Origin of the sequence: Acidipila sp. EB88 (assembly GCF_003858395.1) — a bacterium.
Lineage (GTDB): Bacteria > Acidobacteriota > Terriglobia > Terriglobales > Acidobacteriaceae > EB88.
The window spans coordinates 1,391,090-1,416,290 of record NZ_QWEV01000005.1 but is presented as its reverse complement, the minus strand read 5'-3'; the positions used below and the strand labels follow the sequence as shown (position 1 = coordinate 1,416,290).

The window sequence follows — 25,201 nt, the reverse complement described above, 5'->3', positions numbered from 1 at the left end:
GGCAGCCGCGCGTATGCTGAAGCGAGACAATGGCAACCGATCTTTCCATGTATCTGCGCAGGCTGCCCAAGGCTGAGCTTCACCTGCATCTTGAAGGCGCCATCTCTCCGGAGACACTGGTTGAGCTCAGCGAGCGTCGCATCGCCAGACCCGGGGCTGCGAAGCTGCCGGTGCTCACGCTGGACGAGGCGCGCGCGCTTTACCGCTACACTGACTTTTCCGGCTTCCTCCTGGCGTTCAAGGCGATCACCGAACAGCTGCACAGCGCAGAGGACTACGAGCTCGCCTCGCTGCGCATGCTGGAGCGCCTGCATGCACAGGGCGTGGTGCATGCCGAGGTGTATGTCTCGGTGGGGGTGGTGTATTACTGGCGGCGCACGAGCTTTGAGCCGCTGTTTGCCGGGATGGAGCGCGCCCGGATCGCCGCAGAGCAGCAGTGGGGCATCACCTGCTTCTGGATCTTTGACGCTGTGCGCCACTTCGGCCCGGAAGAAGCAGCGCGAGTCTTTCGCAAGGCGGCGGAGATGCGGCATGAATTTCCAAGCATCATCGGCATCGGCATCGGTGGGGATGAACGTCGCACCGGCGCCGAGCCATTTCGCGAGCTGTACGAAGAAGCGCGCGCGGCCGGGCTGCGGCTCACTGCACATGCCGGTGAAACTGTCGGGCCGGGCGGCATCTGGGGCGCGATCAACATCGGAGCCGAGCGGATCGGGCACGCGCTCACGGCAATCGAGGACGCAGACCTGATGGCCGTGCTCGCGGAGCGACAGATCCCGCTCGAGATCTGCATCACCTCGAACGTGCGCACCGCCTCCTGCGCCTCGCTTGCCGAGCACCCGGTGCGATCGTACTTCGACGCGGGGCTGATGGTGACGATCAACTCCGATGACCCGGCACTGTTCGGGAGCGACCTGGAAGACGAGTACCGTCTGGCAGCGCAGCAATTCGACTTCACTCGTGAGCAGCTGCGGGAGCTTGCGTCCAACTCGCTCGAAGCCAGCTTTTTGCCGCCCGAACGTAAGGTGGCATGGCTGCAGGCACTCGAACAGGTTGTATGACCTTGGTGTGCCCAATCCGGCCCGGCAACAAGCGCCCAGTCGGGATTGCAGGCAACGAATGAGGGCTCTGCGCTATCATCAGGGGCATGGATCCGCTCAAATTCTTCAAACCTGAGGCTGGTGCATTCGCCGAGTTCGACACTCCGGATGACCTGGAGGACACGACGTTTTCGCCCCTGCGGGCTGTTGGCCTGGCCACCGTGATGCTCGGCGCCGTGACCCTCGGGCTTTACATCGGCCGCGAGCTTCGCGTCCGGTACAAGTTCCGCCGCCGTACCCCGTCTGACTTTTTCTCCAATGCCGGCGACCCGATCACGTACTCCGAATTCGGCATGGGCGTGTAAGCTGCCGCGGTAGGAACGCCGGCGTCACAGCAAATACATACGCAAAGAAAAGGCTGGGCTCTCGCCCAGCCTTTTTGTGTGCCTGCTTCTGTTAGAAAGTCGTGCCCACCGTGAGCCGGAAGGTCTTGGCCGGCTCGCGCAGCTGGTACAGGGCGCCGTAAAGCTGGACGGCCTGCGCGTAGGTGAAGTCGCCTGCAGAACCCTGCGGGAACAGTTCGCGGGTGATGAGCTGGGTGCTCTCGCTCGCGACGCTCTTGTCGAGACGCAGGGGATTGTAGGCGTAGTAGATACGGAACGGTGCGTTCACGATCGGCAGCAGCACCGAGATCTGCGCGCCGATGGAGTCGCGGGGCACAAAGTTCGTCCCATAGATCGGACGTACATTGTTGTCGAACGGGATCTGCACGCCGCCCTGGCAGGAGCCGTTGACATACGTACGGCAGCCGTACAGGGGCGAGTCGAGCGTGGCGATGCCTTCAGGACTCTGGCGCAGCTGGTTCTTGTTCAGAGCCACGTTGATGCCGAAGTCGTTGAAGAGCTCGAGCGCCGCGGTGCGACCGACCAGCGGGATGCGGTACTCGATGTTGTTGACGAGCGAGGTATCGCCGCCGGCGGAGGCGATGCCGTAGACAGGTAGCGGTACCTGGACGCACTGGCCGGTCTGGGGAGCGCCCGGCTGGCGGGTCACGCAGGTGCCGTCCGGGTTGTTCAGGTTGAACAGCACGCGGGTCGGGATAAAGCCGTACGGGGTGCCCGAGCGGATGTCGAAGCCGCGCAGATCGCTCTCACCACCGGTGTAGAAGCGCTGGAATGGCGGCGCGACGTCACCGGAGATACCCTGTACATACGAAGCCTGCAGGCGGATGCCCAGGGCATTCCGGCCCTGCGGATCGATGTGGTAGCCACGCATGGGGTGCCATGACTTGTACTCCACCGTGGGCAGGATGTAGCGGACGTTGCCGTACAGACCGGCGATCTGGAACAGGCCCTGCAGCGAGGAGCCGGAGCGCGGAGCGAAGTTCGAGTCGAGGTGATTGTAGGAGTACGAGAACGATGCCTTGCTGGTGATGATGCCGGTCAGCGCGTTCTGTCCCTGGATGCCGGAGCGGAAGGCCAGGGTCTGGAACAGGTTCTGCGAAGCACCGGAGAACGCGGTCACCGCCGAACGATCCCACGAGTAGGTCAGGCCGACGCGCTTGAACGAGCGGCGCAGCGGGTAGCTGGCGGACAGCGAGAAGCCGGTGGAGGACTGGTTGTAGTTCTGCTGCAGCGAGTTGGTGGCCGCCGCGGCGTTGGCGCCCAGTCCGGTGACGTTGTAGGCCTTGTTGGAGTTGTAGTCGGTCTTGTTCGAGAAGAGCTGGAAGCCCACATCGATCGGCTTGTTGCGCACGTAAGGCTCGTTGAAGCCGAGGCTCAGGTTGCGAGCCAGGTTGCCCTGGCTGGCCTGCACGGAGAGCGTTTCGCCGAGTCCGAGGAAGTTGTTGGTCTGGTAGTTGAGGCCAAGGAACGAGCCGGAAAGGCCGGAAACGCCGCCGTTGAGACCGATCGAGTTCTTGCCCTTTTCATGCACCTTGAGCAGCAGGTCGACGGTGCCGGCTTCGGCGTTCTGGTGGGTTTCGGTATCCTGATCAACCTTGAGCGGGTCGAAGTACTCGAGCTGGTTGAGCCGCTGCAAACCGGCTTCCCACAGCTTGGAGTTGTAGACCTGGCCTTCTTCGAGCAGGATCTCGCGGCGGATCACGAAGTCGCGCGTGATCTTGTTGCCGGTGAACTCGATGCGCGAAACCTTGAACTGCTTGCCTTCATCGAGATCGATGTTGAAGGACAGCGTGTGGTTCACGTCGTCGTACTTGGGCGTCGGTACCGGCGAGAAGTTGATGTAGCCGAGTCCGTTGTAGGCCTGGTTCAGGTTCTTGAGGCCCTTGCCGAAGGCAGTGGCGTCGAACCAGTCGCCGTCCTTCATCTGGAACTGGGCGCGCAGGGCCTTGGTGTTGATGTTGATCTTGGAGCCGCTGAAGGTGATGCCGGTGAAGCGGTAGCGTCCGCCTTCTTCCACGGGGATGTGGATGTCCATGCGCTTGCCGTCCTTGGGACGGAAGGTGAACAGTGACAGCCCGCCTTCGTTGCGGATGTGGGTGTCCGGGTCGGCAGTGTTGGCGCGGAAGTAGCCGCGATCGCGATAGGCCTGGCGTACCCGCTCGGTGTCTTCTTCGAGCTTGGTCGCGTCGTAGGTCTTGGCGAACAGGTTCTCGAGCACGATGGAGTGCGGCACACCGATCGGCTTCAGGTTCTTCATCGAGGCGCGCAGAATGCGGGAAGGCACCTTCTCGTTGCCGGTAAAGGTGATGTTGCCGACCTTGACCTTGGGGCCTTCCTTGATCGTGAAGTTGAGCTGCACGCTCGACGGCGGAATGACCTTGACGTCTTCGCGCACGCTGGCGAACTGGTGGCCGTGCTCGGACTCAAGCTCCTTGATCACCGTGATCGCCTGCGCGATATGCGTCTGATCGAACTGTGACTCCTGCGCGAGAGAGACCTTGGCCTTCTTGTACGCGTCCAGGATGTCGGACTGCGTGATCGAGTTCAGGCCCTTGTAGTTGATCTCGCGGATCGTCGGTTTTTCATGGACATAAATATCGAGGACCACACCCTTGGGTGTGTCTTCCCGCTCGATACGGACATCTTCAAAGTAGCCGGTGTTCCACAGCGAGTTGAAATCGCGTTCGACCGTAGCCGGGTCGTAGTTCTCGTTCTCGCGCGAAAACAGCCGCGCCAGCACGGTTTCCTTCGGGATCCGGCGGTTGCCGATGACCCGAATACTGGAGATGATGTTCCCTTGTGCCGACGCGACGGGCGCAGTGCCCGGCAGGACGGAAGAGCAGAGAAGCAGCAAAGCGATGAATCGCAGGCTACGCATCGTACGCGCAGGCCGGCGGGTGAGGCTTCGGGGAGTTTGACTCCCACAGATTTCGGGAAAGATAGGCACACCCTCGGCTACAGCAAAAATCAGAGCAAGCTTGAGCGAAAGCTGATTATAGAAGACGCAGGCAACAGTTCCCAACCTTGAGGCATACGCGCATCGGGGGAGCAACGCCCACGTCCATTGCCTGTCACGCTGCCCTGCCGCGTAGCCTTCGCTTCACAAACCAACGCGAATCGCTCCAGAACCAGTCCAAAGACTAGGTTCCCAGTAAGGGTACAGCCTTGGGCTGCCCTTGCGCAGACTCGCAGGCCCAGATTGGAGCTGCGCAGGATATTTACGCATCCTCCGGAGCCCCGCGCCATCCAAACCAGAGAACGCGCGTGATCACTCGTACTTCAACGATCCATGCCTGACCAACCGCCTCAAGGAGAACTATGCCTACACTTCTGCACATCGATGCCAGCCCCCGCGGGGAACATTCCATCTCACGCAAGCTCAGCAAGACCTTCGCCGAGGAGTGGCAGAGCAAGAACCCCGGCGGCAAGGTCATCTACCGCGATTTAGTCAAGACGGATCTGCCGTTTGTGGACCTGCAGTGGATTGGCGGAGCCTACGCGCCACCCGAGCAGCACACCCCGAGCAGAAGGCAGCGCTCCAGGTTTCCGACAACTTCATCGCGGAACTGCTCGAGGCGAACGAGATTGTGCTGGCGACGCCCTTGTATAACTTTGCGGTACCCGCCAACGTGAAGGCCTGGATCGATCACATCGTGCGCCATGGCAAGACCTTCTCGATTGGCGAGCAGGGCTATGCGGGTCTTGTGAAGGACCGTAAGGCCACTTTCATCCTCGCCAGCGGCGGCGTCTACACGCCCGGCAGCCCGGCGGAAGGCTACAACCAGGGGACCCCGTATCTCAAGGCGATCTTTGGCTTTATCGGCATCACCGATACCAAGGTGCTTTTGGCGGGCGGCACTACTGCCCTGGCGCAGGGCAAGGTGCAGGAATCGGACTTCCTGCAGCCCCTGTATGCCGAGGTTGCGGCAGCGGTCTAGTTGCGGTCAAGGTGCGTAACCCCAGAGGGCGGCCACTCGGTCGCCCTTTGTGCTGTGTGCTGTTGTAGTTTGCTTGCAGGCGCGAACACCCTTAGCTTCTCTAAGCGGGCGCGCCGAGGCAGGAGCAGGCTTACGTGGAGAACACAAAAGCAAAGGACACACGTCGCACCTTTGGGAGAAAGCTAATGCTGGGTGGTGCCGGGCTTGCGGCCTTGCAGGCGGTGCCGGGCTGGCTGCACGCAGCAGGAGCAACTGGGACAGCCGAGGCCTCGAGATGGGCCCAGAGCGCAGCGCCGGGGCAGCCGGAGCCAACGGCCTCGTTTACAGGTGACGCTTCGCTCAAAGCGCACGCAGCGGCCCGCGGCCTGTTTGTTGGCGCTGCGGTCAACCTGGGGCTGCTCACCAGGGAGCCCGGCTACCGGCAAACGCTGATCGACCAGTGCAACATCGTGGTGGCCGAGAACGCCATGAAGTGGGCTCCCATGCGGCCTGCGCCTGACCAGTTCTTCTTCGACGATGCCGACCGCTTCGTGGCCTTTGCCGAGGAACACGGCATGGCGGTCCGCGGGCACAACCTGTGCTGGCATGAGCAACTGCCGCCCTGGTTTGCCGCAACAGTCAACAAGCAGAACGCCGAGCAATACCTCGTGCAGCACATCAAGACGGTGATGACGCGGTACAAAGGCAAGATCCGCGCCTGGGACGTGGTGAACGAGGCGATCAAGCCCGAAGACGGGAAGCCCGAGGGGCTGCGCGACAGTCCCTGGTACCGGCTGCTCGGGCCGCGCTACCTCGAGATTGCGTTCCGTACGGCCCGCTCGGTCGACCCGGCGGCGCTGCTCACGTACAACGACTACGACATCGAGACCGACGGGGCCGCGCAGGGCGCCAAGCGGCAGGCCGTGATGGGGTTGATCACCCGGCTGAAGCAGGGCGGAGTGCCCATCGATGCGCTGGGCGTGCAGTCGCACCTCTCGGCTGGTTCAGCTTCCAAAATCGATGGCGGCCTTGCTGCACTGGTGGCGCAGACGCGCGCCCTCGGCATGAAGGTGTTCATCACCGAGCTCGACGTGAACGACGACAGCCTGGAAGGTGACGACGGAGCGGACAGGGAAAAGAGCGTCGCCGGCATCTACGGCAGCTACGTGGGCAGCATGCTGAGCAGCCCGGCCGTGACAGACGTGCTGTGCTGGGGCGTGGCGGACCGGTACTCGTGGCTCAACAGCAAGGGCAAGGACGGCAGCAAATGGCGCCCGAAGCATCCGGACCGCGAAGAGGTGTGCCTGCCGTTCGACAACAACTACCAGCCGCACCCGGCGTTCTTCGCGCTCCGCGCCGCACTGGGATCGCGCAAAGCCTAGTTTCACTTTCGGGTACACCCGTCCCGAAGGGACCGCCAGCCGCGCAGGCGGTTTGCTTTGCCCCTGCCTGAAAACAACGAAGCCACGGCTCCTGGGCCGTGGCTTCGTTGTTTTTCGCGATCCAGCTACGCGACGCCGGCCAGTTGGCGCAGCACGTACTGCAGGATGCCGCCGTGCTGGTAGTAGAGGATCTCGCCCGGCGTATCAATACGCACCCTGACCCGGAAGTGCTTCTCCTGGCCGTCGGGGGCAGTGGCGCGCACGATCAGGATGTGCCCTGCTTCCAGCTTGTTGTCCAGCAGCATCCTGAGTCCTGGGAAGTCGAACACTTCTTCGCCAGTGAGTTCCAGCGATGCTGCGGAGTCGCCGCCCGCGAACTCGAGCGGCAGGATGCCCATGCCAATCAGGTTGGAGCGGTGGATGCGCTCGTAGCTTTCGGCGATCACGGCGCGCACGCCGAGCAGCTTGGGCCCCTTGGCTGCCCAGTCGCGAGACGAACCCGAGCCATACTCCTTACCGGCCAGGATGATCAGCGGCACCTCGCGCCGGGCGTACTCCTCGGCGGCCTCAAAGATGCTCATCGGCGCGCCCTCGGGCAGCAGGCGGGTGACGCCGCCTTCAGTTCCCGGTGCCAGCTTGTTGCGCAAACGAACGTTGGCAAAGGTGCCGCGCACCATCACCTCGTGGTTGCCGCGACGCGATCCGTAGGAGTTGAAGTCCGCCGTCTTGACCCCGTGCTCCGTGAGGTAGAGCCCTGCGGGGCTGTTGTGCTTGATCGCGCCTGCGGGCGAGATGTGGTCGGTCGTGACCGAGTCGCCCAGCACCGCCAGCACGCGCGCACCATGGATATCCTTGACCGGGGCCGGCGTTGCGGGCATGCCGTCGAAATAGGGAGCGCGCCGGATGTAGGTCGAGTCCGGCTCCCACCCGTACACATCGCCCTCTGCGAACTGCAGGCGTTGCCAGTTTTCGTCGCCAGCGGTGACGGTCGCGTACTCCTTGCGGAAGGAGTCGCTGGTGAGCGATCCGCTGACGACCTCGGCAATCTCGGCCTGGGTCGGCCAGATGTCGCGCAGGTACACGTCCTGCCCATCCTTGCCGCGGCCCAGAGGCTCGGTCTCGAGGTTGCGCTGGATGCTGCCGGCCAGCGCATACGCCACGACCAACGGCGGGGACATCAGGTAGTTGGCGCGGACGTCCGAGTTGATGCGGCCTTCAAAGTTGCGATTGCCGCTCAGCACCGACACGGCGACGAGCCCGTGCTCGTCGATCGACTCTGAAACATCGGAGGGCAGAGCGCCCGAGTTGCCGATGCACGTGGTGCAGCCGTAGCCGATCACGTGAAACCGCAGCTTCTCGAGGTACGGCAGCAGTCCGGCGCGCTGGTAGTAGTCGGTGACTACGCGGGAGCCCGGGGCGAGCGAAGTCTTGACCCAAGGGGGCATGGTCAGGCCACGCTCCACCGCTTTTTTCGCCAGCAGCCCGGCGGCGATCATCACCGAGGGATTGCTGGTGTTGGTGCAGGAGGTGATCGCGGCGATCACGATGGAGCCGTGCGCGAGGTACTGGTCCGGGTCGATGCCGAAACGCTCCTTGACCGAGTTGCTGTATGCCGGGGCCGCGCCGCCCAGCACCATGTCCGCGCTCCCATTGCCTGCGGAGATGGTCGCCAGTGGTGCGGCTGCCGGGGTGCCGGGTTCACGCGAGCCAACCGTGCTTTCCACGTCGCCATTGGCCGAAGTGTGGCCGCCTTCACCCTCCCAGCGCTGCCCTTGCCGCTCACCGAACTGCCCGGCCTTCGGGCCGAACAGCGACGGCAACTGCTTCAGGAAATCTGCCGCAGTGTCGCCCAGCAGCACGCGATCCTGTGGACGCTTAGGACCGGCAACACTTGGCTGCACGGTCGCAAGGTCCAGCTCGAGCTTCGAGGTGTACTCGGCTTCCGGCGTGTCCGCGGTGTGGAACAGGCCCTGCTCCTTGTAGTACGCCTCGACCAGTTCGACCTGTGCCTCTGGCCGGCCGGTAAGCCGGAGGTAGCGCAGTGTCTCCTGGTCCACGGGGAAGATGCCGCAGGTGGCGCCGTACTCCGGCGCCATGTTGGCGATGGTGGCGCGGTCGGCGAGGGACAGCTCCGAAAGCCCCGGTCCGTAGAACTCGACAAACTTGGAGACGACGCCATGCTTGCGCAGCTTCTCGGTGACGGTCAGCACCAGGTCAGTCGCAGTGGCGCCTTCACGCAGCCTGCCGGTGAAGCGGAAGCCGACGACCTGCGGCACCAGCATCGACACCGGCTGACCCAGCATGGCGGCCTCGGCCTCGATGCCGCCGACACCCCAGCCCAGCACACCCAGCCCGTTGATCATCGTGGTGTGCGAGTCGGTGCCGACCAGCGTGTCGGGGTAGGCATACTGCTCGCCGTCAATCTCGGTTGTGAACACGCCGCGGGCCAGGTACTCAAGGTTGACCTGGTGACAGATGCCCATGCCCGGCGGCACTGCGCTGAAGTTGCGGAACGCGTGCTGGCCCCACTTCAGAAAGGCATAGCGTTCACGGTTGCGCTGCACTTCCAGCAGCGAGTTGATGTTGTATGCGCCGGAGGTACCGAACTCGTCGACCTGCACCGAGTGATCGATGACCAGCTCTGCCGGCTGCAGCGGGTTGATCTTTTCCGGGTCGCCGCCCAGCACCTTCATTGCGTCTCGCATGGCGGCAAGATCGACGATGGCGGGAACGCCGGTGAAGTCCTGCATCAGCACCCGCGCCGGCATAAAGGCGATCTCGCGCGAAGGCTCGGCCGCGGGATCCCAGTTCGCCAGGAAGCGGATGTCGTCGACCTTGACGCTGACGCCGTCTTCCAGGCGCAGGAGGTTCTCAAGCAGGATGCGCAGCGAGTAGGGCAGGCGCTGGAGGTTGACGCCGCGCTCGGCAAGCGCGGCGAGCCGGAAGATCTGGTAGGTGCTGCCGCCGGAGAGAAAGCTGCCCCGCGCATGGAAGCTGTTGCTGGTCGCGATGCTGTTCGTATTGGTGCCGATAGCGGTGCTCATAGGTCGTATGTCCTTGTGGCGAAAAGAAGGGAAAAGCAGAGAAACACGGAAAGCAGGTGTCAGCGTGCGCCGGGGCCGCGATCGCGATGACCATGGCGGAACCGCTTCAGGAGCGGCGTGCGTGGGAGCTCACACGGGAGTGTGGAAGGCGACGCAGGGAACATGTGGCCACTATTTTAGCGTGCGGCGACGTGGTTTGCCGTGCCGGGGCGCCCGGGGTGATTCAGGGTGCCGGCGCATGCACGGGAGTGCGGCGTTCTGACCCACGCGATGCATCCGCGTTGGGCCGCGACTCGTCTATGAGGCTAGATGATCAACCTGCGCGCGCTGCTTTTCCTGTTCCTTGCCAGCCCCGCCCTTGCCCAGCAGCCCGCCCTGGTTGGCTACCTGCCGCAATGGGGCGAGACCAATGATCCACCGTGGGCGGCAAAGCAGCTGGTAACCAGCGGATCGATGAAGCTGCTGACCCAGATCAACTACTCGCAGGCCTTTATCAACGATGGGCGCTGCGTGGTGGCCAATCCGGAAACAGACCTGAACCACCGCTACGACGCCGCCAACAGCGTGGACGGAACAGCGGACCCGATCGTGCCGGCGCTGGATACGCCTGCGCAGCCGGGCGCCGCCCCTGGCGCACCTGCCTCGGGCCCGTCCGCACCAGGCGTTTCGGGCTCGTCTGCCCCGGTGCTGCGCGGTGCTTTTCACCAGTTGCAGGAGCTGCGGCAGCGCTACCCGCGCACGCGCCTGCTGATCTCCATTGAAGGCAAGGCCTCGGCATTTGCCGACGCGGCGCAGCCGGCGAAACGCGAAGCCTTTGTGGCCTCTTGCGTGGATGTGTTTCTGCGCGGCAACCTGGGCTTCGGCCTCCGGGCGCCCGGGCTGTTCAACGGCATTGACGTGGACTGGGAGTACCCGAACGGGCCGGGCGCGGGCGGCATGAGCGACGGCGCCAACTTTACCGCGTTGATGGTGGAGTTTCGGCGGCAGCTCGACCTGTACGGGGCAGCGACACACACCCGTCCGATGCTGACGATTGCCGTAGGCGCCGGGCTGCGGCGCTACCCGGGGGTGGACTGGCCGCTGGTGGCGCGTTCGGTCGACCAGGTGGGCCTGATGAACTATGACTACAACGGCCCCTGGCAGAAGCTGACTGGCATCATTGCACCGCTTTATCCCATCCCAGGGCAGCAGCAGGAGAGCGGCACCATTGATGGCACGGTCACCGACTATGAGACCGCGGGCGTTCCGCCGGCCAAGCTGCTGATGGGTATCCCGTTCTACGGCTATCACTGGTCAGGGGTTACGGACGCCGGCGCGCAGCATGGCCTGGGCATGACCGGTAAGCCCGACCATGATGATTCTCCGTACTGGAAGATCGCCGCGCTTCCCGGGGTGGCAACGCCGTTCCGCGATCCGCATTCGCAGGCGCCGTGGAGCTACGACGGCAAGGACTTCTGGACCTTTGACGACCCGGCCTCGGCGGCTGCCAAGGCCGGCTACAGCCGGGAACACGCGCTGGGCGGCATGATGATCTGGGAGTTAAGTGGCGACACCGCGGATGGCGCCATGCTCAAGGCGATGGCCCGGGCGCTTGCGCACGGCGGCGCTGCGGCTCACCCCGTGGTCAGCCAGGCGACCGCGCCGGACGCACAGAGCGCTGCCCGGTAAGAGCGTGGCAGCGTTCGCTGGGTTCATGTTGTCGCGATCTGCCAGAGGAGCATGCCATTGAGCGCGATGATCACGGCGGTGATGGCCCAGCCGGCGCGCTGGGTCAGCCTGCTGTTTGCGAACCCCTGCATTACGGAGGCGCGACCGGTCAGCAGCAGCAGCGGGATCAGCGCGAATGGCAGCGCGAACGACAGCACCACCTGCGACAGCACCAGGATTCGCAACGCATCGAGCCCGCTCGCAATGACCAGGATGGCCGGGATCAACGTAAGCAGGCGTCGCAGAAAGATCGAAAAGCGGACGTGGAGAAACCCCTCCAGCACCACCTGCCCGGCCATGGTGCCTACGGTCGAGGAGCTGAGGCCCGAGCACAAAAGGGCCACGGCAAAGATGGTTGCGGAGGCCTGCCCCAGCAGCGGGCCCAGCGTGCGGTGCGCGTCCTCGATCGTCATGTCGCTCGCCGCGCGGTTGCCGGCGAACGCGGCCGCCGCAACGATCACCATGGCGGAGTTCACGAGCCAGGCGCCGTTCATCGCGATCAGGATGTCGATCTTCTCGTAGCGGAGCAGGTGCCGGCGGATGCGCAGATCCTCCTGCGGCGTGGCGGCAAGGGCCGTCTCCTGCTGGACCCTGGGCTGCACCAGCGCCGAGTGGAGGTACACCACGTGCGGCATCACCGTGGCTCCCAGCATGCTGACCGCGGCGTAGATGCTGAGGCGCGCTACCTGGGGAACCAGGATGTGATGGGCCACATCGCTCCAGAGCGGATGCACCAGCGCCAGCTCTGCCCCGTAGCAAAGCCCGATCAGCGCCACAAAGGCGATGATCGCGACCTCGAGCTTGCGGAACCCGCGCAGCTCAAGCGCCAGCAGCGCAAACACCAGCACGGTCGAGACCAGCGCCGCCAGCAGCAGCGTTTCGCGGCGATCCCAGCCGTGCATCAGGAACCATGGGCCAAACAGCAGGTAGAAGCCCAGCGCTGCTCCCAGGAACTCGGCCAGGTCCGTCGCCAGGGCGGAGATTTCAGCTGTGAGCCAGAGCAGGACCGCCGTGCGCCGCGAGAAGTGATCGCGGCAGCTCTGGGGCAGTGTGCGGCCGGTGGCAATTCCAAGCTTGGCCGACAGGTACTGGATCAGGATCGCCATGGCGTTCGACCACAGCAGCACCCAGAGCAGCTGGTTGCCGAACTGCGCGCCCGCGGTGAAGTTGGTCGCGAAGTTCCCCGGGTCGATGTAGGCGATGCTCGCCACAAACGCCGGCCCCATGTGCAGCAGCAGCTGCTTGAGCGGGCGGCGCCCGGGTCGGCTCAAGTCCACAGCTGCGATGGGGGTGTCCGGCACCCCTTCAGTATCCACTACCGCTTTGAGTCCTCTCTGCTGCCTGCGACCGGTTCCGGCAGGGCACGCCCGGGGCAGCCGTTAGCATGGGGCATGGCCGATTTAGAAACGCTTGCGAGTCCGGACGTGCTGGAGCGCGCCCGCAAGATCAAGGTTTTCCTGATGGATGTGGATGGCACGATCACCGACGGAGGCGTCTGCCTGATCGGTGCAACGGACGCCGCCGGCGCTGCAACGGTGACAGAGATGAAGGTGTTCAATGCGCAGGATGGCCAGGGTCTTTCGCTGGCCAACACCATGGGTATCCGGACCGGCTTCATCACCGGGCGCAAGTCCCCCGCGGTGCAGCAGCGCGCCAAGGAGAACAAGGTCACCTACGTCTACCTGGGGCAGGCGAAGAAGACCGATGCGTTCGAAGAGATCCTGGAGCATGCCGGCGTCCGCGAGGACGAGGTGGCGTACATGGGCGACGACCTGCCGGATATTCCACTGGCCCAGCGCGCGGGGCTCGCGATCTGCGTCGCGGATGGCGCGCCTGAGCTGAAAGCGGTGTGCCAGTATGTGACGCGCCGCGCGGCGGGCCACGGTTCGGCGCGCGAAGTGGTGGAGCTGATCCTGAAGGCGCAGGGGCGTTGGGAAGAAGCCGTGCCGAAAGCGCTGGCATAGCCCGGGCGCGCCGGCGCAGCAGGCTTTGTCCAGCCTGCTGTGTGGAGTAGCCTTGGGAACAGAATGAGTGGAGCAAAGGTTCTTTTGATTGGCGGCGGCGGCCGGGAGCATGCGCTCGCCTGGGCACTGCAACTGTCGCCGCGTGTAGGCGAGATCGTCTGTGCGCCCGGCAACGGGGGCATCGCAGGCATCGCGCGGTGCGTGCCCGTAGACACGGACGACCTCCAAGCGATGATCGCCGTAGTGGTCAAGGAAGAGCCCGCGCTGACGGTGATCGGCCCGGAAGTGCCGCTTGCCCTGGGCATCGTGGATGCGCTCACAGCGCGCGGCTTTCGCGTCTTCGGGCCCACCCGGGCTGCTGCCGAGCTTGAGTCGAGCAAGGCCTTCTCCAAGCGGTTCATGCAGCGCCACACCATCCCCACGGCTGCCTATGCCGTGTGCAGCACCGCCGAGGAAGCGCGCACCTCGCTGGAGCTTTTCCACGGCGGGGTCGTGGTCAAGGCCAATGGCCTGCACGCCGGCAAGGGGGTGCTGATCTGCGCAACGCGCGCCGAGGCAGAAACCGCGATCGCCGGCCTGTTCAACGGCTCGCTGCTGGGCACGCCCGAAACCGAGATCGTGCTGGAAGAGCTGCTTGAAGGGGAAGAAGTCTCTTTCCTGATCATGAGCGACGGCAAGCACGTGGCGCCGCTGCTGCCCGCGCAGGATCACAAGCGGATCGGCGAAGGCGACACCGGGCTGAACACCGGCGGCATGGGCGTCTATACGTCGGACACGATCCTCACCCCTGCCATGCAGGAGTGGATCCTGCACCATATTGCCCAGCCGACCATCGATGGCATGGCTGCCGAGTCAACGCCGTTCCAGGGCGTCCTGTTTATCGGCCTCATGATGACCGCACGCGGGCCCATGGTGCTTGAATACAACACGCGGTTCGGCGACCCGGAAACGCAGGCGATCCTGCTGCGCCTGGAGAGCGACCTGTTTGAAGCTTTCGAAGCTTGCGTGGAGGGCCGCCTGAGCGATACGGAGTTTCGCTGGCGGCGTGGCGCGTCTGTTTGCGTGATTGCCGCCTCCGGCGGCTACCCCGGCAAGTACGCATCCGGCATCCCGATCAGCGGGCTGTCCGTGGCCGCGTCACTCGAAGAGGTGGAGATCTTCCACGCCGGCACAAAGCTCCAGGACGAAACCTTCACCACCGCCGGCGGACGGGTGCTTGGCGCCTGTGCGCGGGCGGCCACGCTCGAGCAGGCACTGGCCCGCGCCTATGCCGCGATGGCCGAGATCCGATTCGATGGGATGTACTATCGGCGGGACATCGGGCATCGCGCCCTGCGCAAGGCCCCGACCGCACCGGCCGAATAAACAGGGCGGTCTTACACCCGCGACCCATTCCACATTTTCAAGAGGAGCAAGAGCATGATCCTGAAAGACGACCTGGTGGTCGATGTTGCGACCAGGACCGGCCCCATGCGCACGTATTTCTTTCACCCGGCAGCGCCTGGACCGTTTCCGGGCATCGTGCTGTACTCGGAAATCTTCCAGATGACCGCGCCCATTCGGCGCTTCGCGACCTTCGTGGCCGGGCATGGCTACCTGGTGGCGGTGCCCGAGGTGTACCACGAACTGGAGCCGGCCGGCACCGTGCTGGGCTACGACCAGGCAGGTTCCGACAAGGGCAACTACGACAAGTACGCGAAAGAGCTTTCGTCCTACGACGACGACGCCAAGTCGCTGCTCAGCCACATGGCCGGCATGGAACAGTGCAATGGGCGGCTGGGCGTGATCGGCATCTGCCTTGGCGGTCACCTCGCGTTTCGCGCTGCCATGAATCCTGAGGTCGCTGCGGCCGTCTGCTTCTATGCAACCGACATCCACTGCGGCACGCTGGGCGCGGGCAAGCACGACGATTCGCTGGCGCGGGCAGGCGAGATCAAGGGCGAGCTCCTGCATATCTGGGGTCGGCAGGATCCGCATGTGCCGCTCGAAGGCCGCCGCACGATTCTGAAGCGCCTGGACGAGGTGGAAGCAAATTACCAGTGGGTCGAGGTCAATGGCGCGCACGCATTCATGCGCGACGAAGGGTACCGCTACGACTCGGCGCTGGAGTATCAGCTCAAGGGGATGATGCTCGAGGTCTTCCACCGGAAACTGGCACTGGGCTTGTAGCAGGGCAGCCGACGCGTAACCGCTTGTACGACTCCAGGACGACGGCGGGTGCTGCACAACATCAGCACCCGCCGTGGTCAAAGCGAAACGAAGCCGGGTTAGTACAGGGTCGGGTAAAGCCGCTTGTACGAGTTGCGGATGATTCCGTAGCAGTCGCATGTGACCTGCTCAAGCTTGGCCGGGTCCGCTACCTCGACCAGCCCGCGGCTGTAGGAAATGTAACCATTTCTTTGCAGGACACCGGCAGCCAGCGTTACGGCTGGTCGGCCTACGCCGAGCATCTCCGCCAGAAACTCCTGCGTCAGGTGAATCGCGCGCGTACCCATGAAGTCACAGGCTGTCAGCAGCCACCGCGCCAGGCGCGCTTCCAGCTCATGCAGTCGGTTACAAAGAACAAGCTGCGTGGTCTGTTCCAGCAGGGCATGTAGAAAGGTGTGAAGCAGCCGTGTGACGTCCGCATCCTGCGGCGTGTATTCGCGCAGCGCGTCGGCACGCAGGCGATAGCCTTCGCCCGAACCCTGCATGATGGCGCTGGTATGGGTCAGCGGCTGGCCCAGCAGCGACTGAAACCCCACGATGCCTTCGCGTCCGATCACGCCCACTTCGACCGGGGCGCCCGCACGGTCAAGGCTGCTGACCGATGCCATGCCCCGCTCCAGGAAGTAGAGCCACTGGATCTCGCGGTCCGAGTGAAGCAGCATTGTTCCCGCTGGCAGATCGACGCGGATCAGCTGTGCCTCGAGCTTTTCAAGCACCGGCCTTGGCACGCTCGCAAGAAAGTGATTGCGGAAGCTCGCGTTGATTGCACTGGAGGATGGATCGCGGTCTGGGTTGCTGATCATAAAGGAAGAGCAAGGGGGAGCGCCGCTTGATGCCATCGGGGCGCATTGCTCCTCTTCGCACTCAAACCGTATTGCGAGCGAAGCCAAAAGGTCTGTTCGGCAGCAAACGAAATGCCGCACCCTGTAGCAATGTGATCACAGGGTGCGGCAGTTAGCTGGACGGTGTGTGCAGCGGTCAGGCGTCGAGTTTGCGCGTTACCAGTTCGTTCAGCAGGCCGGGGTTGGCCTGGCCTTTGCTGAGGCGCATGACCTGCCCCACAAAGAAGGCAGCCACCGTCTTTTTGCCACCGCGGTACTGCTCGACCTGCTTGGGGTTGGCCGCGATCACCTCGTCGATCATCGCTTCGATCGCGCCCGTATCCGAGATCTGCTGGGGCTTCTCCCGCTCGTAGACCGGGCCGAAGTCCTCGTTGGTCTCGAAAGCGAGGTCGAACAACTGCTTCAGCTGCTTGCTCGAGAGCTTGCCTTCCTCGGCCAGATCGGCCGCCTGGGCGATGCCCGTCATGGTGATCGGTGACTGTTCCAGTTCGAGTCCCTTGAGCTTGAGCCGGGAGGTCAGTTCGCTCTGCACCAGGCTGGCCACGCGCCGCGGATTGCGTGCCGCCTTGGCTGCTGCCTCGAACTGGTCCGCGAAGGAGCGTGTCGCCGTCAGGGTGGCAGCGTCCTGCGTGGTGATGCCGTACTCAGCCACCATGCGCGCACGCCGTGCCTCCGGCAGCTCCGGCATGGTGGTGCGCACGGCAGCCTGCTGGGCGGAAGATACATGCAGCGCCGGCAGATCCGGTTCCGGGAAGTAGCGATAGTCGTGCGCCTGCTCCTTGGAGCGCATGGAGTAGGTGCGGCCTTCGGCGGCATTCCAGAGCCGCGTCTCCTGCACCACGCGCTCGCCGGACTCGATCAGCTCCACCTGCCGCTCGATCTCGTAGGCCAGAGCGGAGCGGATGTAGCGGAACGAGTTGACGTTCTTGACCTCGGCCTTGGTGCCGAACTTCTGCTGTCCACGTGGGCGAACGCTGACGTTGGCGTCGCAGCGCAGCGAGCCCTCCTCCATGTTGCAGTCCGAGACGCCGGTATACAGCAGGATCTCTTTCAGCTTGGTGAGGTACTCGTACGCTTCGTCGGGGGTACGGATATCGGGTTCCGAGACGATCTCGATCAGGGGAGTGCCACAGCGGTTCAGATCGACCGAGGTATGCACCGCGGAGCCATCGTGGAGGCTCTTGCCGGCGTCCTCTTCCATGTGCAGCCGGGTAATGCCGATCCGCTTCACGCCGCCCGGCGTGTCCACGTCGAGCCAGCCGTTCTCGGCCAGCGGCTTGTCGAACTGCGAGATCTGATAGCCCTTGGGCAGGTCCGGGTAGAAGTAGTTCTTGCGCGCAAAGATGCTGGTCTCGCGGATCTCGGCGTTGATGGCCATCGCGGCAAGCGTGGCAAACTCGACCGCGCGCGCATTCAGCACCGGTAGCGCGCCGGGCAGCCCAAGGCAGACCGGGCAGATCAGCGTGTTGGGCGCGGCGCCGAACTGGTTGGCACAGCCACAAAAGGCCTTGGTGCGGGTCAGCAGCTGCACGTGCACTTCGAGGCCGATAACCGGTTCGTACTTGGAAAGGATCTCAGGCGAGAGTGTTGCCGCGGTTGCCATAGAGGTTAAGTTTACTAGCTTGCACCGGAGATCAAAAGATCACCTTGAGACGTGTGCCCAGGATCACCGTCGAGTCGATCTTTGCGGTGTTTGCAGGGTTGCGCAGCCACTCCACGTCCGGCGAAAACTCCAGGCTGTCGGCTACTTTGAGGCGGTAGAAGGCCTCGGTGAGCTGCTCGTGCCGTCCCGGGGTCGAGGGTCGCGTCCAGGTCGCGGCCGCGCCGAACAGGTCGCCCTTGCGCCCGAACGGCAGCGTGTGCGCGACGCCCACGGTGCTGACCTGCTGGATGGCTGTGCCTGACTTGGTGTCGAAGCCGAGGCGCCCGAATGGCATCCAGTGGGCCAGTCCGCCGTTGTGGAACTCCCAGTCGCCGCCCACCCCGATGCCGTGGCCATGCCCCAGAGCGGGCGGGTTCTGGTGGTAGATGGCAACGCGCAGATCGCGGCCGCCCTCGCCCTGCGTACCGCGCTTCCAGCCGCCTTCGAGCGCCTCGTAGCCGCGCCCGTCGAACAATGTCTGCGTGCCGTCCCACGGCTTGGCCTTGCTGTCGATCACGAGCAGGTGAGAGTAGAAGCCATTGGGTGGCCCCACCTCGAGCGCGATGCCCGGCGCGTAGGTGCCGAGCGCTGTCTGCGCGGCGTCGCCATCGAACGGGCCACCCAGAAACTGCGACGACTCGTCGTTGTTTACCGGGCTCAGGCCGATGTGCTGGTTGGGGTGGAGCTTGCCCACGTACAGGGCGACACGCTGCTGATCCCAGGTCTGCTTGAGATACAGCAGGTTGACCATGATGGGCCGTTGCGCGCCGCTGCCCTGCAGCGAGTTGATGCCCTGGGTGGAACCGAGCGAGTCGTTCAGGTCCCACTGCTGGCTCTGGCCGATGTTGGTGCCGGATCGAACCAGCAGGTTCAGAGTGGTCTGGTCGGCATGGGGCGCCTTGTTCTCGAAGCCACCCTGCTGGTGCATTGTCCAGACGCCTTGAAAGTCGAGCCGCGCACTGACCTGGTCATGGCGCGTGCCCGGCGTGGTGACACCGTACTGGTTGAGCAGCGTGTACGAAGCCTTGAGGGCGAGATGCTTTTTGCTGTCGAGCCATGCCTGGGCGCGATCGGCCGGGCGAAGCAGCGGATCGAGGGGATCAGGCTTGAGCAGCGCATCGGGACTGCGCGTCTTGGCAGCGCCCGTGTTGCCTGCCTGCTGGTTGGTGTCGCGCTGGGCCGCCGCGGGGCGTGCGGTGGTTTGCGCCGCTGCGTTCGCTGCAAAAGCCAGGGCAGCTACGCAGGCAGTGCATCCTCTCATCGGCTTAATCATGCTCCGCGCCTTCCGTTGAAAGTGCTTTGTGCCTCGCGAACTGCCGAGCCAAGTCGGCCACCATTCTGTCGCCTTGCCACGCATACATCCGGCATACCGATAGTAATGTGCGTGCGATGAAAAGGCTCGCGACGCGCGCAGTGGCTCGCTACATTCAGAAACAAGTAGTCAGGCTGCACGATTGGTTGATTGCGCGGAGGCAGATGCATGCATGAAGAAAACGTGAAGTTTGTTGTGTTTCACTGGCCTGACGGGCAGATCACGATTGCACTGGATCGTGAGTACACCTTCGCTGAAATCGAAGCCGTGTAGCCCGGGCCGCCATCGGCGGCCGGGTTGCCACTGCTAGACTCGTAACACCATGATTCTCCCGTTTGTCCGCGAGCTTCTGGCGGATCTGGAGCGATCCACCTCGTTTGAACAAGCCACACGCCACCTGCAGCTTGGTCGTGGGCGTCGTCGTGTCTCTGGGCTTACCGGAACTGCGCGCGCCTTGTACCTGCCGCTGTTTGCGCGCGCGGCCCGCCTGCCTGCGATCGTGCTGGTTGCCGACAACAAGGCCGCCGATGCCCTGCACATCGCGGTGCGTGCTGCCTGTGAGTTGACCGGCGCCATCGCACCCGAGCGCGTCGTGAAGCTGCTGGCCCCTGACGTACTGCCGTTCGAGCACCTGTCGCCCCATGCCGAGGTGCAGGAGAGCCGCGCGGCAACACTGTGGAAGATTGCCACGGATGCTGCGTCGATTGTGATCGCGCCCGTGGAAGCAGCGGCGCAGAAGCTGTTCCAGGCAAAGTATTACGCGGGTCTCGCGCGTACGCTCAAGCGCGGCGAAGAGCATGACCTGGATGAGTTGTGCACGCACCTCGCCAGCGTCGGCTACGATGCGGTGGACCTGGTCGAGATGCCGGGACAGTTCACCCGGCGGGGCGGCATCCTTGATGTGTACTCGCCCGAAGCGGAGCGGCCAGTCCGCCTGGAGTTCTTCGGCGATGAAGTGGAGTCACTGCGCCGCTTCGACCCGGAAACGCAGCGCTCGTTGCAGCCGCTCGACGAAGCCGTGCTGCTGCCGCTGACAGAAACGCCGGTGACCGAGAAGCTGCTGGCCGCGGTGCACGCGCGTTTGTCGGGTTCGCATCTCGACGAATCGGATGTGGATGGCGCGGTAGAACGTTCGATCGCTGCCGGCGCGGTCACGGTGTTCCCGGGGTGGGAATTTTTTGCGGGCGTGGCCGGCGCAGACACAACACTGCTGGGCCTGTTCAAGCGATCCGTGGTGTTTGTGGAAGAGCCGGGCATGCTGCGCAACCACCTCGAACGCTGGTGGAACAAGCTCGAGCAGCGGCATGACCGGTCCAACATCGGCGCGCTGATGACGCCTGAAGATCTGTATCGCCAGCCGGAACTGCTGCTCGCCTTGATCTCGAACCAACCGGGTCTTGACCTGGATCAGCTCGGCATTGTGGATGTGCTCGAGGACGATCTGACGTTGGGTGAGATCGCATTCGCAACGCGGCCCACTCTGCGTTTCCATGGCAATGGCCTCGCGCTGGTGGAGCAGATTCGTTCTGTGCTCGCCGCAGAACAGCGGTTGCTGATCGCATCGGCCAACCAGGGTGAGTTGGAACGCATGGCCGACCTTCTGCGCGAGCACGACATCGCGTATCGCATCGGCTGGCGCTCCGAGCAGGCCACTACCGAGATGGGGCAGAATGAGCGCACGGTGCGGCCGGGCGAGCGTACGGCTCCTGTGCTGGTGCGCGCCCAACTGGCGAATGGCGTCTCACTCGTCGATGCCAACACGGTCATCTTCGGCGTCAACGATGTGTCGGATGACGCCGACGTAGCGGCGCGTCCGGCCGTGAAGAAGTCCAAGACGGCTGCGTTTGTTTCCGATTTCCGCGACCTCGCCGTGAACGATTACGTGGTGCACGTGGAGCATGGCATTGCGCGCTATGTGGGCCTGCGCGAGATCGAACAGGACGGCGTGAACGTCGAGTTCATGATCCTGGAGTTTGCGGATGCGGCGCGACTGTACGTTCCGCTGACGCGGCTTGACCTGATTCAGAAGTACCGCTCGAGCGAGGGCGGACCCGCACCGATCCTGAACAAGCTGGGTTCGCAGGGCTGGGCCAAGACCAAGGCCAAGGTCAAGAAGGCCATGGAGGACATGACCGATGAGCTGCTCAAGCTCTATGCGCAGCGCAAAGCCGCACGCGGTCACCAGTTCACCGCGGACAACGAGTTTCAGCGCGAGTTTGAAGATGCTTTTGACTTCACGGAGACCGATGACCAGCTGGCCGCAATCCGCGACATCAAGGCCGACATGGAGTCGGAGCTGCCCATGGACCGCCTGCTGTGCGGCGACGTGGGCTACGGCAAAACAGAAGTGGCCATGCGCGCGGCGTTCAAGGCCGTGCAGGATGGCAAGCAGGTGGCTGTGCTCACGCCGACTACCGTGCTTGCGTTTCAACACTACGAGACGTTCAAGAAGCGCTTTCGGCAGTTCCCGGTAGCGATTGAAATGATCTCGCGCTTCCGCACCCCCAAGGAGCAGAAGAAGATCCTTGAAGATCTCGAAGCGGGCAAGATAGACATCCTGATTGGCACGCATCGTGTGCTGGCGAAGGATTTGAAGTTCCAGGACATTGGCCTGTTGATCGTGGACGAAGAACAGCGCTTTGGCGTAAAGCACAAGGAACGTCTGAAACAGATACGCGCACAAATTGACGTGTTGACGATGTCTGCCACGCCGATCCCGCGCACGCTGCACATGTCGCTGATCGGCCTGCGCGACATGAGTGTGATTGAAACGCCACCGAAAGATCGCATGGCGATCCAGACCGTGGTGGCCAAATTCGATGAGAAGCTCGTGCGCTCGGCGGTTGAGCTCGAGATGGAGCGCGGCGGCCAGACGTACTTCGTCTATAACCGCGTGGAATCGATCTACGAGATTGCTGCCAAGATTCGCGAGCTGGTGCCTTCTGCCCGCGTCATTGTTGGTCACGGGCAGATGGGCGAAGCGGAACTTGAGCGTGTGGTCCTCGCCTTCATGGATCATGAATATGACGTGCTGGTCGCGACCACGATCATCGAGAACGGCATCGATATTCCGCTGGCGAACACCATCATCATCAACCGTGCCGACCGGCACGGTCTCTCGGAGCTGTACCAGTTGCGTGGCCGCGTCGGACGCTCCAACCGCCGGTCGTATGCGTATTTGCTGATTCCGCCGGAGCAGGAGCTGACCGACATTGCGCGTCGCCGCCTGGCCGCGCTCAAGGAGTTCTCCGACTTAGGGGCAGGCTTCAAAATCGCGGCCCTTGACCTCGAACTGCGCGGCGCGGGCAATATGCTGGGCGGCCAGCAGAGCGGGCACATTGAGTCGGTCGGTTTCGAGATGTATTCGGGCATGCTGGAGGAAGCCGTCAGCAAGATCAAGGGCGAAGTTGCGACCGAACATATCGCGACGCAACTCAACCTTGGTATCTCGCTGCGCATCGATGAGAGCTACATTGCGGAAGAGAACCAGCGCCTGCGCATCTACAAGCGCATCGCTGCGGCCGGGAGCGAGAAGGCCGTGGACGATGTGCGGGTGGAGTTGGAAGATCGTTACGGCGAGCTGCCCGAGGGCGTCAAGCACCTGCTTGAAGCCGCGGCGCTGCGTGCGGAGTGCGAGCGTGTGGGCGTGTCGCAGGTGGATCGCAAGCGGGACCAGGTGCACCTGCGGTTCGCTCCCCATGCAAGCATCGATCCGAACCGCCTGATGAAGCTGGTGGCGAAACACGTGAAGCAGGGTGCGCAATTTACCCCGCAGGGCGTGCTGCGCTACCCGCTTACCGCGAAGGAGCCAGTGCAGATGATCCTAGAGATTCGCTTGCTGCTGGACGAGTTAGTGGTCGAGCAGCCGGTGGTTGCTTAGTCACTGGACCTTCACTGCCGTGAGCTCCACCTGCGTGGTGCGGTCTGAGACGAGATCATCGGATGAGAAGAGCAGCGTTGGTTTGCCGATGTCGAGCAAGACATTGGAGTTCCAGCGCTGCTGCCTGAGCAGCGGCGGCGGCCCGGCGGCTCCAGAGTCGCCCGGGGCGACGCTGGAGATGTCGGCAGATACGTGAAGAAGAATTTTGTTTGTACCGAAAGGCACAACATGCTCCGCTGCATTGGGAAAGCGGAAGTCGAAGTTCACGCCGACGTCCTGGTACTGATATTCGCCGTGGCCTGTCGCTGTTGCGACCTTGTTTCCCGCGCGGATCGCTCCCGGGTCAGCATGTTCTTCATCGCTGTAGAGTGCTGAGTAGCTTCGGCTGCCCGCAACCTTTCCGGCTACCAGTTCCCGCACAACGAATGTGAACTTGTAAGTATTTCCTGTAGCCGGAACGGTACTCGTCGCTGCTGCGGGAGTGTTCTGCACGGCGGGCTCTGCTGCGGGCGAGGGGCACGCTGGCGCAAGCAGCAAGGTAAACAGAAGAAGTCCGTTGATCCGCATAAAGAGCTCCTTAGTTGTTGGGCGTGTTTGCACTGGTGTGCACAATGGGTGCGATCACAAGCGCGCTGATCTGCAGCGGCTCGATTGTGATCGGTTGTGATGGTTCCTGGTAGGCCAAGGGACTCTCCGGCAGCCCCGCAAGCTGGAGCATCAGCCGCTCCTGCTCAGAGAGCGGGGCAGTGGGCAACGGTCTTGACCACGCTGCCGCTCCCGCATGCACTACCTCCAAATGCTTCCATGCCTGCTCGGCAGTGACCCGCCTGGTCCTGCCGGCAGGGGAACGGCCGGCGCCCTCATGTGTTGCAGTGGGGGGCGGTACAAGGTGAAAGCTCACAGCAGCGTCATGCGGGTTCAGCAGGCCGACGTTCCCAGGGCTGACAGGCGCATGCCGCTGCACGACGAGAACGAACCCGCAGAACAGCAAAGCGGCAACGGCAGCAAGGCTCCATGTCCGTGTCCACACCCGCGCTCGCGCCCACGCCCGGACATGCGTATGCGTGCCGCTTGCTTCGATATGCCTGAGCAAACGATCTTCCAATCCCGGCCGTGCATACGAAGCAGCGTAGCTCCGCAGGGCCGCGTCCAGGTGTAGATCGAACTCCCGTTCCTGCTCAAACGAAGAGCTGTTCCGTTCATCTCGCATGACGTTTCTCCAACCTGACCAGCTTCTCTTTGAGCAGCCTGCGCGCTTCCATCGTGCGCCGTCGTATCGTCCCTTCGGGTACTCCGAGAATCGCGGCGATCTCCACAGACCCAAGCTCCTCGAAGGCTGCGAGCACCAGCGGGAATCGCAGCTTCTCCGGAAGCGCATCGATCAATGTGTGGATCCGCGCCTCGCTGGCCGACTGCATCGCCTGCTGCTCCGGGCTTGGGGCGAGGCTGGCTAACTCGACCTGCTCCGTGTTTTCAGTTTCCAGTTGCACGGGGTAGCGCCGCCGCACATCTCCCGCCGTGCGCCACACGGCGCGGGCAAGAAACGCGCGCTCGTCTTCTGCCGATCGCCAGCGCCCTCCCTTGAGCAGCTTCACAAAGCAGTCCTGCACGGCATCCTCCGCGTCGCCCACATGCCGCAGCCGCGCAAACGCCACGCGGTAGGCAAACTGCGCATGCCGCCTGATGAAGCCTGCGAACTCTTCCGCAGCGGCTTCGACGGATTGCTGCGGCAGGGTCAACGGGTTGGCTCCGGCAATGGCACGCATCTGTGTTCCTGTTGTTCACCCACTAAGACTGCGAGCCCAGCGGTTCTGCTCGCCTTTTTGTCGAGCAAACATTGGCTTGTTGCGAAGTGCCAG

18 protein-coding genes and 1 pseudogene are annotated in these 25,201 nt (G+C 63.6%); 10 read left to right on the top strand and 9 right to left on the bottom strand.

Features of this window, described 5'->3' with window-relative positions; genetic code table 11:
* Nucleotides 1-29: 29 nt before the first annotated feature.
* Nucleotides 30-1,061: an adenosine deaminase gene (gene add, locus D1Y84_RS06740; protein ID WP_124847834.1), complete on the top strand. Its 1,032-nt coding sequence runs from the start codon at nucleotides 30-32 to the stop codon at nucleotides 1,059-1,061.
* An 86-nt stretch (nucleotides 1,062-1,147) separates the two neighbouring features.
* Nucleotides 1,148-1,405, top strand: coding sequence for a hypothetical protein (locus D1Y84_RS06735; RefSeq protein ID WP_124847833.1), 258 nt, complete (start codon nucleotides 1,148-1,150; stop codon nucleotides 1,403-1,405).
* A 91-nt stretch (nucleotides 1,406-1,496) separates the two neighbouring features.
* Here the strand turns inward: D1Y84_RS06735 and bamA are convergent, their stop codons facing one another.
* Nucleotides 1,497-4,322 carry an outer membrane protein assembly factor BamA gene (gene bamA, locus D1Y84_RS06730; protein ID WP_124847832.1) on the bottom strand — a complete coding sequence of 942 codons (2,826 nt, stop codon included), beginning with the start codon at nucleotides 4,320-4,322 and terminating at the stop codon, nucleotides 1,497-1,499.
* 440 nt (nucleotides 4,323-4,762) lie between these two features.
* Between bamA and D1Y84_RS18885 the strand changes: the two are divergent.
* The 3 genes and pseudogenes from D1Y84_RS18885 to D1Y84_RS06720 form a co-directional block, all read left to right on the top strand.
* Nucleotides 4,763-4,897 (top strand): annotated as a pseudogene (locus D1Y84_RS18885) (NAD(P)H-dependent oxidoreductase); the annotation flags it as partial.
* A 26-nt stretch (nucleotides 4,898-4,923) separates the two neighbouring features.
* On the top strand, nucleotides 4,924-5,382 hold the full coding sequence (locus tag D1Y84_RS06725) for an FMN-dependent NADH-azoreductase (protein WP_199726370.1): 459 nt from the start codon (nucleotides 4,924-4,926) through the stop codon (nucleotides 5,380-5,382).
* Between the two features lie 134 nt (nucleotides 5,383-5,516).
* Nucleotides 5,517-6,743 (top strand): endo-1,4-beta-xylanase, encoded by a 1,227-nt coding sequence (locus tag D1Y84_RS06720; protein WP_233581206.1) that lies wholly within the window; start codon nucleotides 5,517-5,519, stop codon nucleotides 6,741-6,743.
* Nucleotides 6,744-6,868: 125 nt separating this feature from the next.
* Here D1Y84_RS06720 and D1Y84_RS06715 read toward each other — a convergent pair whose 3' ends face one another.
* Nucleotides 6,869-9,787 (bottom strand): aconitate hydratase, encoded by a 2,919-nt coding sequence (locus D1Y84_RS06715; RefSeq protein WP_124847831.1) that lies wholly within the window; start codon nucleotides 9,785-9,787, stop codon nucleotides 6,869-6,871.
* A 309-nt stretch (nucleotides 9,788-10,096) separates the two neighbouring features.
* Between D1Y84_RS06715 and D1Y84_RS06710 the strand changes: the two genes are divergently transcribed.
* Entirely contained in the window at nucleotides 10,097-11,455 is a 1,359-nt protein-coding gene (locus D1Y84_RS06710; RefSeq protein WP_124847830.1) for a glycoside hydrolase family 18 protein, read from the top strand.
* A gap of 23 nt (nucleotides 11,456-11,478) precedes the next feature.
* Here D1Y84_RS06710 and D1Y84_RS06705 read toward each other — a convergent pair whose 3' ends face one another.
* A complete protein-coding gene (locus tag D1Y84_RS06705; protein WP_233581205.1) occupies nucleotides 11,479-12,810 on the bottom strand; it encodes an Nramp family divalent metal transporter in 1,332 nt (443 codons plus the stop codon).
* Nucleotides 12,811-12,885: 75 nt separating this feature from the next.
* Between D1Y84_RS06705 and D1Y84_RS06700 the strand changes: the two genes are divergently transcribed.
* From D1Y84_RS06700 to D1Y84_RS06690, 3 genes are all read left to right on the top strand, one after another.
* Nucleotides 12,886-13,458: an HAD family hydrolase gene (locus D1Y84_RS06700; RefSeq protein ID WP_124847829.1), complete on the top strand. Its 573-nt coding sequence runs from the start codon at nucleotides 12,886-12,888 to the stop codon at nucleotides 13,456-13,458.
* Nucleotides 13,459-13,521: 63 nt separating this feature from the next.
* Nucleotides 13,522-14,823: a phosphoribosylamine--glycine ligase gene (gene purD / locus D1Y84_RS06695; RefSeq protein WP_124847828.1), complete on the top strand. Its 1,302-nt coding sequence runs from the start codon at nucleotides 13,522-13,524 to the stop codon at nucleotides 14,821-14,823.
* A gap of 54 nt (nucleotides 14,824-14,877) precedes the next feature.
* Nucleotides 14,878-15,627, top strand: a complete 750-nt coding sequence (locus D1Y84_RS06690) for a dienelactone hydrolase family protein (RefSeq protein ID WP_124847827.1) — start codon at nucleotides 14,878-14,880, stop codon at nucleotides 15,625-15,627.
* 98 nt (nucleotides 15,628-15,725) lie between these two features.
* Here the strand turns inward: D1Y84_RS06690 and D1Y84_RS06685 are convergent, their stop codons facing one another.
* The 3 genes from D1Y84_RS06685 to D1Y84_RS06675 form a co-directional block, all read right to left on the bottom strand.
* The gene (locus tag D1Y84_RS06685) at nucleotides 15,726-16,469 is read right to left on the bottom strand and encodes a Crp/Fnr family transcriptional regulator (RefSeq protein ID WP_158615355.1); all 744 of its coding nucleotides are present in this window, start codon (nucleotides 16,467-16,469) and stop codon (nucleotides 15,726-15,728) included.
* A gap of 175 nt (nucleotides 16,470-16,644) precedes the next feature.
* Nucleotides 16,645-18,111 carry an Asp-tRNA(Asn)/Glu-tRNA(Gln) amidotransferase subunit GatB gene (gene gatB, locus D1Y84_RS06680; RefSeq protein WP_124847825.1) on the bottom strand — a complete coding sequence of 489 codons (1,467 nt, stop codon included), beginning with the start codon at nucleotides 18,109-18,111 and terminating at the stop codon, nucleotides 16,645-16,647.
* A gap of 31 nt (nucleotides 18,112-18,142) precedes the next feature.
* A complete protein-coding gene (locus tag D1Y84_RS06675; RefSeq protein WP_158615354.1) occupies nucleotides 18,143-19,423 on the bottom strand; it encodes a carbohydrate porin in 1,281 nt (426 codons plus the stop codon).
* A 361-nt stretch (nucleotides 19,424-19,784) separates the two neighbouring features.
* Between D1Y84_RS06675 and mfd the strand changes: the two genes are divergently transcribed.
* The gene (mfd, locus tag D1Y84_RS06670) at nucleotides 19,785-23,342 is read left to right on the top strand and encodes a transcription-repair coupling factor (RefSeq protein WP_124847823.1); all 3,558 of its coding nucleotides are present in this window, start codon (nucleotides 19,785-19,787) and stop codon (nucleotides 23,340-23,342) included.
* Here the strand turns inward: mfd and D1Y84_RS06665 are convergent, their stop codons facing one another.
* The 3 genes from D1Y84_RS06665 to D1Y84_RS06655 are packed head-to-tail and all read right to left on the bottom strand — an operon-like array spanning nucleotide 23,343 to nucleotide 25,108.
* Complete coding sequence (locus tag D1Y84_RS06665) at nucleotides 23,343-23,909, bottom strand: hypothetical protein (RefSeq protein ID WP_124847822.1); 567 nt, start codon at nucleotides 23,907-23,909, stop codon at nucleotides 23,343-23,345. It abuts the gene before it with no gap.
* A gap of 10 nt (nucleotides 23,910-23,919) precedes the next feature.
* A complete protein-coding gene (locus tag D1Y84_RS06660; protein ID WP_124847821.1) occupies nucleotides 23,920-24,552 on the bottom strand; it encodes a hypothetical protein in 633 nt (210 codons plus the stop codon).
* Nucleotides 24,542-25,108, bottom strand: a complete 567-nt coding sequence (locus D1Y84_RS06655; protein ID WP_124847820.1) for an RNA polymerase sigma factor — start codon at nucleotides 25,106-25,108, stop codon at nucleotides 24,542-24,544. The genes D1Y84_RS06660 and D1Y84_RS06655 overlap by 11 nt, the downstream gene beginning before the upstream one ends.
* Between the last annotated feature and the right edge of the window lie 93 nt (nucleotides 25,109-25,201).

Bases quoted from the DNA above. Each gene is read 5' to 3' on its own strand.
- D1Y84_RS06660 (WP_124847821.1), bottom strand. From the start codon at position 24,552: ATGCGAGATGAACGGAACAGCTCTTCGTTTGAGCAGGAACGGGAGTTC.
- purD (WP_124847828.1), top strand. From the start codon at position 13,522: ATGAGTGGAGCAAAGGTTCTTTTGATTGGCGGCGGCGGCCGGGAGCAT.
- D1Y84_RS06665 (WP_124847822.1), bottom strand. From the start codon at position 23,909: ATGCGGATCAACGGACTTCTTCTGTTTACCTTGCTGCTTGCGCCAGCG.
- D1Y84_RS06700 (WP_124847829.1), top strand. From the start codon at position 12,886: ATGGCCGATTTAGAAACGCTTGCGAGTCCGGACGTGCTGGAGCGCGCC.
- mfd (WP_124847823.1), top strand. From the start codon at position 19,785: ATGATTCTCCCGTTTGTCCGCGAGCTTCTGGCGGATCTGGAGCGATCC.
- D1Y84_RS06655 (WP_124847820.1), bottom strand. From the start codon at position 25,108: ATGCGTGCCATTGCCGGAGCCAACCCGTTGACCCTGCCGCAGCAATCC.
- D1Y84_RS06675 (WP_158615354.1), bottom strand. From the start codon at position 19,423: ATGATTAAGCCGATGAGAGGATGCACTGCCTGCGTAGCTGCCCTGGCT.
- D1Y84_RS06735 (WP_124847833.1), top strand. From the start codon at position 1,148: ATGGATCCGCTCAAATTCTTCAAACCTGAGGCTGGTGCATTCGCCGAG.
- D1Y84_RS06710 (WP_124847830.1), top strand. From the start codon at position 10,097: ATGATCAACCTGCGCGCGCTGCTTTTCCTGTTCCTTGCCAGCCCCGCC.
- D1Y84_RS06690 (WP_124847827.1), top strand. From the start codon at position 14,878: ATGATCCTGAAAGACGACCTGGTGGTCGATGTTGCGACCAGGACCGGC.
- gatB (WP_124847825.1), bottom strand. From the start codon at position 18,111: ATGGCAACCGCGGCAACACTCTCGCCTGAGATCCTTTCCAAGTACGAA.
- add (WP_124847834.1), top strand. From the start codon at position 30: ATGGCAACCGATCTTTCCATGTATCTGCGCAGGCTGCCCAAGGCTGAG.
- bamA (WP_124847832.1), bottom strand. From the start codon at position 4,322: ATGCGTAGCCTGCGATTCATCGCTTTGCTGCTTCTCTGCTCTTCCGTC.
- D1Y84_RS06685 (WP_158615355.1), bottom strand. From the start codon at position 16,469: ATGATCAGCAACCCAGACCGCGATCCATCCTCCAGTGCAATCAACGCG.
- D1Y84_RS06715 (WP_124847831.1), bottom strand. From the start codon at position 9,787: ATGAGCACCGCTATCGGCACCAATACGAACAGCATCGCGACCAGCAAC.